Below are 1,414 nucleotides of genomic sequence, written 5' to 3' on the forward strand. Positions count from 1 at the left end.
GTGGGGGGGCTGTCCATCGGCGTCTTCATGCGGGACATGCCCGTCGAGCGCGCCGCCCAGGCCTACAGCCTCATGACGGTGGGGGACGGGCTGGTGGGGCAGATCCCGGCGCTGCTCTTCTCGACGGCCATGGGCGTCATCGTGACCCGGGCGGCCGCGGCCTCGGAGCTGGGGCCGGACATCGTCCAGGCCTTCACGCGCTACACCCGGCCCCTCTACCTGGGGTCTGCGATGCTCTTCGCCCTGGCCATGATCCCCGGCCTGCCGACGGCGCCCTTCCTGATGCTGGCCCTGCTGACGGGGATCACGGGCTACATGGTGGGGCGCGAGGAGACGGCCTCCGCCGTGGAGGCCTCCTCCCCCTCCGGTGAGCCGGGCGCGCCCGCTCCGGGCGCCGGCGCTCCGGCCGGAACGGGCACGGGGGCACCCGCCGCCGCGGCGGAACCCAAGGCCCCCCCCGCCTCCCCGGAGGAGGTCATGAAGCTCCTCACGGTGGAGCCCATGGAGGCGGAGATCGGCTACGCCATCATCCCCCTCATCGACCCCGCCCAGGGCGGCGACATGCTGGACCGGATCGGGACCATCCGTAAGCAGATGGCCGTGGAGATGGGCATCGTCGTCCCCCCGATCCGCATCCGGGACAACATTCAGATCAAACCCACGGAGTACATCCTGCGCGTCAAGGGCGCGGAGGTGGGGCGCGGCGAGCTCCTGCCGGATCACTACCTGGCCATGAACACCGGAGGCGTCGAGGAGGACCTGATCGGCGTTCCGACGAAGGAGCCCGCCTTCGGCCTGCCGGCCCTCTGGATATCCCCGGACCTCCGCGACAAGGCCGAGGCCATGGGCTACACCGTCGTGGACGCCCCCTCCGTGCTGGCGACGCACCTCTCCGAGGTCATCCGCAAGAACGGGGCGGACCTGCTGACGCGGCAGGAGGTCAAGAAGCTGACGGACATGGTGAAGGAGTCGGCCCCCGCCGTCGTGGAGGAGCTCCTGGCCTCCCTGTCCCTCGGCGAGATTCAGAAGGTGCTTCAGAACCTCATCCGGGAGCAGGTCCCCATCCGGGACCTGGTGACGATCTTCGAGGCGCTGGCGGACTACGGCAAGGCGTCCCGTAGCGTGGACTTCCTGACGGAGCGGGCGCGCGAGGCTTTGTCGCGACTGATCTCCCTCAAGATACAGGGGCCGGACGGCGTCATCACCGCCGCGACGCTTTCCCCCAACTGGGAGCAGCGGATCATGGCGGGAGTGGACGGCGACCTGGCGCGGGGCTGGCAGCTCAACATGGACCCCCGCGACGTGCAGAAGATGATTGCCGCGATCTCCCGCGCGGCGGATGACATGGTGATCAAGAACCTGCCCCCGGTGCTTCTGGTCCACCCGGACGTGCGCCTCATCGTCCGCCGGCTGA

At 69.9% G+C, this 1,414-nt stretch carries 1 protein-coding gene; it reads left to right on the plus strand.

Annotation, left to right across the window (positions count from 1 at the left end):
- Window positions 1–1,414: flagellar biosynthesis protein FlhA (locus tag SY1_RS08440; protein ID WP_208873425.1), on the plus strand; the 1,414-nt coding region annotated here is incomplete at both ends.

The sequence above is a fragment of the Fretibacterium fastidiosum genome (assembly GCF_000210715.1).
Taxonomy (GTDB): domain Bacteria; phylum Synergistota; class Synergistia; order Synergistales; family Aminobacteriaceae; genus Fretibacterium; species Fretibacterium fastidiosum.